Genomic DNA, 4,820 nt, shown 5'->3' on the forward strand with positions numbered 1-4,820 from the left:
GTATCTGACGCCGGATCCGATCAAGCTTGCGGGTGGGTTGAACAACTACCAGTACGTGCCTAACCCTACGGGGTGGGTGGATCCGTTGGGGTTGAATGGAGAATGCCCAGGGCAAAAGAAATGGACGCGTACTGACAAAGACATGGGTTCTCGTAGAGCGGCATTTAGAGAAGCGAAACGCGATGCCAGAATTCCTATGGCAGCCGATCCAATTGAGGTAAAAAGGGTCCCTCTTACCAAAGAGGGTGAATTCGGTATTGGAAAACAAAACGTATTGGACTCAGAAGGCAATATGGTTTATGCCCGAGAGTATCATTACCAGAATATGGATAATGAGCGAGTGGTAATTCAGGAACACTCCTATGGACATACCGATTACCCATCGGATCACTCCTCTTACAAACCGCACCTTAATGTAAGGGAGTATGATCCGACCACTGGCAATGGACACCGAAATACTACCTTCCACCTTAGAAAGGTTGCCGGACACTATACTTTTGAATGAGCAAATAAAAATGTGGACATCTTTAATTTCAAACAAAAAACAGTGGGAATCCATTTTCGGAGTCAATTACACCCCAAAAAAACTTAAAATTTCTTACGCGATTTTTAAGGACAACTCCATAACACTTACATTATACAACGCAATAGAAGGGAACGAAGCCCCTGACAAATGGCTAAAGAACGGATATAACGAATATGAATTCGAACTGCTACTTAACAATGTAACCAATGTCAATATCACCAATTTTAGTTTTTATGGCGCTTTAGATTTAACCATCATTAAAAATAGCACCGACAACGATATTCAGATAGAAATCAACAATTTTTGCAAAATCGAGTGCAAGGCACAAAGCATATCGGCAATTAACATCAAGGCTTATCACAATGATGGCTCTGTATGACTAACAAAAAAAACAAAGAGAACGGATTTATTTTCAACGAAAGAAAATCAATCCACCATCTTTTCATACGATAAAAACTCCAATGCTGACAAGTTCACAAAAGAGCATCATTCATAACTGCATGCTGGATCTTAGGGACTCTTTATCCCTGTGCAACCCCAGCTTCTTGCCTTTAGCACTAGATAGTCTTCTTAACTCAAAAGGCTTTGGCATAGAAATGTCTGGCATCTATATCGGCACTGACAGCGACCAAGAGAACATTCCTGATTATTTGCAAGAGGGCATTTCATTTGAATTCATGGATGACCATGTGACGCTATCAATTAACGACGGAATTTTGTATATAATTGACTGGTTCAAAAAAAATACCCCCCTCGACGAGGGTGTAATTTCAAAGTACAAAAACCTGGAGAAATATTAAAACAGCATTGAAAATTATAATTTGATTCCCGTCACCTCGGCCCTTTGCTCTTTTCTTCGTCAAAAATCAGATTGGACCCACGGAGTAAAAATGAAAAATCAGGTATAAAACCTGTCCAACCCGCAAACTAGGGAAGACTGATCATCACCGATGATATCCCTTTATTTCTTTGAGGGACAAAAATGAAAAATCAACAAATCATCCCGCGAAAAGTTTGGTGGGGGCTAGAAGCGAAGTCTTATACAGAAATCACGCAAGAACTCCCTACAAAGGACGAATCCTTACGGAAATGGATACAACGACGCCGGACGTTTGATTGCGGTTGTACCTCCAGAAGATGAACCGACTCGCTACAACTACTACGATGGCCAACTCATCGATGTGCAACGCGGCAGAGCTCGCTGGAAGTACGAGCGCAACCGTCAGGGCGATATCACCCAGCAAACCGACCCCCATGGAAACGAAACCGACTACAGCTACGACCGTCAGGGTCGCCTGTTGGAAATTCGTCATCCTGATGGCAGCCGCCATCAATTGGGCTGGAACAACCTCGGTCAATTGCTGGAAGAACGCCTGCCCGACGGCGGCCAGCGCAAATACCGCTATGACGCACTGGGTCGGCAGATTACTCGTCAGGAAGAAACCGGCGCGATCACCCACTACCAGTGGGATGCTGTCGGCCGTCTGACGCAAGTCACCCTGCCCGGTGGCGCCACCCGTGCGTTCACCTACAACCCTTATGGTCGTATCACCGCCGAACGCGATGAGCTAGGCCGCGTGACTCGCTACGAGTACGCCGATGGTCTGCACCTGGTCAGCCGCCGGATCAATCCGGACGGTAGCCAGTTGCGTTATCGCTACGACAACTCGAGATTACTGCTGACAGAGATCGAGAACGAACGTGGCGAGCACTACCATCTTGACTACCACACTAACGGCCTGATCCAGCAGGAAACCGGTTTCGACGGGCGCCGCACCGCCTATGAATACGACCTCAACGGCCAACTGCTGAAGAAAACCGAGTTCGGCGACGACGGCAGTGAACTTATCACTGAATATCAGCGCGACGCTGCTGGCCGTTTACTGGTCAAAACCCTGGCCGATGGCGAGGAGATCCACTACAGCTATGACGCCCTTGGCCGTCTGGTCAACGTCGATGACGGCAACTGGCCGCTGGCGTATGAATACGACCTACAAGACCGCCTGATCACCGAACACCAAGGCTGGGGCACCCTACGCTACGAGTACGACAGCGTTGGACAACTCAGCCACTGCCGCCTCCCGGACGGCAGCAAGCTCGATTACCAACACCAGCGCGGCGGCCAACTAAGCAGCATCGACCTCAACGGCTCGCGCCTGACCACCCATCAGTTCAACGCCGGCCTCGAGCAAAAACGCCAACAAGGCCTGCTACTCAGTGAGTATCAGTACGACGAACAAGGCCGTCTGCAAGCACACAGCGTCAGCCAAGAAGATAGAAACCTGTTCCACCGTCGCTACGCCTACGACGCCAACGGCAACCTCGCTGGCATCGACGACAGTCGCAAAGGCAATCGCAGCTACCACTACGACCCGCTCGACCGCCTGATCAACGTCCGTGGCAGCACCCCGGAAAGCTTCGCCCATGACCCGGCCGGCAACTTGCTGGGTCAAGGCGACCAACCCACCGCAAACCTGGCCAACGTCAAAGGCAACCGCCTGCTCATGCAAGGCGACCGCCATTACGACTACGACGCCTACGGCAACTTGATCCGCGAGCGTCGCGGCACCGGACAAAAACTCGTCACCGAATACCGTTACGACTGCCAGCACCGTTTGATTGGTGCCAGCCTGCCGGGGGGTAGCGTTGCGACCTATAAATACGACGCCTTCGGCCGCCGCATCGAAAAAATCGTCGACGGAAGTACCACCGAATTCCTGTGGCAAGGCGAACGCCTCGTCGCCGAAAGCGCTGACAACCGTTATCGCACTTACGTTTATGAACCGGGTAGTTTCCGTCCGCTGGTGATGCTGGATGGCGAAGGTCCACTGAAGGCGACGCCGTTTTACTATCAGCTCGATCATCTGGGGACGCCGCAAGAGCTCACCGACTACAGCGGCGAGATCATGTGGTCTGCCAAGTACCGCGCTTATGGCAACCTCGTCGCACTCGATGTTGCCGAAATTGAAAACCCGCTGCGGTTTCAGGGGCAGTACTTCGATGCGGAGACGGGCTTACACTACAACCGGCATCGCTACTACAATCCGGGGACCGGGCGGTATCTGACGCCGGATCCGATCAAGCTTGCGGGTGGGTTGAATAACTACCAGTACGTGCCTAACCCTACGGGGTGGGTGGATCCGTTGGGGTTGAATGGATGTCCAGGGGCCGGGAGCAATCCTGATTCGAAAAATCCCGCCGACAAAGCTAAAGTTGAGACTAAGGAGCCGCCAACCCCGGAGGTTACTTGGTCAAGCCCTTCAGTTAAAAGAGCCTCCGATCAGCTTGATCGCGGGGCGAAAGATGTAACGGTTAACAGCAGAGGAGAGGCTGAGGAGCTATTTAGAGGGAAATACGTAGGTGAAGGCTATAGAAACGCCGAAGAATTTAACTCCGTGACCGCCAAAGACTACTTTGTAACTCCCGAAGGGAAAGAGTCATACTACCACTGGGACGACACACCCGTTTCCAACATCGAAACCAGAAAAGTATACATGGCGAATCACAGCCCTACTGACCCCCATGCCGCCTTGCCACATTTGCAACTACATCCAAAAGACGGCAAAGTAATCCGTATCTACTGGCCAAATCAATTTGAGGGGCAAAAATGAACGAGCAGAAAACAATCCCACGAAGTGTTTGGTACGGTCTCGACGGCAAAAGCTACGACTCAATTGCGCAAGAATTGAACTCTGAAGACCCACTGTCGCGTAAATGGGCCGCGATATATGCAATTTACAAATATAAATTTCTAACGAACGATCCTTTTCGATACTATGACTTTATAAACAATTCAAAAAACTCTCGGTACGCGATCATAATATTTTCAGTACCTATTGAGACACTCGAAACTAGCGACGGCATAGATGACCGCGACATAAATATAGAAAATTTTGAAGAGTTGAATTCAGAAGAAGAAATAAATAGCTTTTTGAAAAACAACCAAGTCAACCCAGAGTTGTTCACAGCTCCATGGCGTTGTGACTATCCACTTTAACTCACCAAAAACAGGCCAGCAAAACAATAAAGCAACAATAAAGGGGACGGATTTATTTTCAGCGAAAGAAAATAAATCCGTCCCCTTTTCACTTACGCCTACGACACCAACGGCAACCTCGCCGGCATCGACGACAGCCGCAAAGGCAATCGCAGCTACCACTACGACCCGCTCGATCGCCTGATCAACGTCCGTGGCACCGCCCCGGAAAGCTTCGCCCACGACCCTGCGGGCAACTTGCTGGGCCAAGGTGACCAAGCCAGCGCAAACCTGGCCAACGTCAAAGGCAACCGCCTA

General features: G+C 50.0%; 3 protein-coding genes and 2 pseudogenes. All 5 read left to right on the forward strand.

The window, feature by feature from the left end; all coding sequences use genetic code 11:
• Positions 1 to 505: HNH/endonuclease VII fold putative polymorphic toxin (locus C7534_RS32135; RefSeq protein ID WP_256594867.1), on the forward strand; the 505-nt coding region annotated here is incomplete at its 5' end.
• 10 nt (positions 506 to 515) lie between these two features.
• Positions 516 to 905, forward strand: a complete 390-nt coding sequence (locus C7534_RS32140; protein WP_158283954.1) for an Imm50 family immunity protein — start codon at positions 516 to 518, stop codon at positions 903 to 905.
• Between the two features lie 82 nt (positions 906 to 987).
• Positions 988 to 1,326 carry a hypothetical protein gene (locus C7534_RS32145; protein WP_146206236.1) on the forward strand — a complete coding sequence of 113 codons (339 nt, stop codon included), beginning with the start codon at positions 988 to 990 and terminating at the stop codon, positions 1,324 to 1,326.
• A 294-nt stretch (positions 1,327 to 1,620) separates the two neighbouring features.
• Positions 1,621 to 3,732 (forward strand): annotated as a pseudogene (locus tag C7534_RS32150) (RHS repeat-associated core domain-containing protein); the annotation flags it as partial.
• A gap of 884 nt (positions 3,733 to 4,616) precedes the next feature.
• Positions 4,617 to 4,820, forward strand: a pseudogene (locus C7534_RS32160) (RHS repeat-associated core domain-containing protein); the annotation flags it as partial.

It is taken from the genome of Pseudomonas sp. OV226 (genome assembly GCF_003148705.1).
GTDB lineage: Bacteria > Pseudomonadota > Gammaproteobacteria > Pseudomonadales > Pseudomonadaceae > Aquipseudomonas.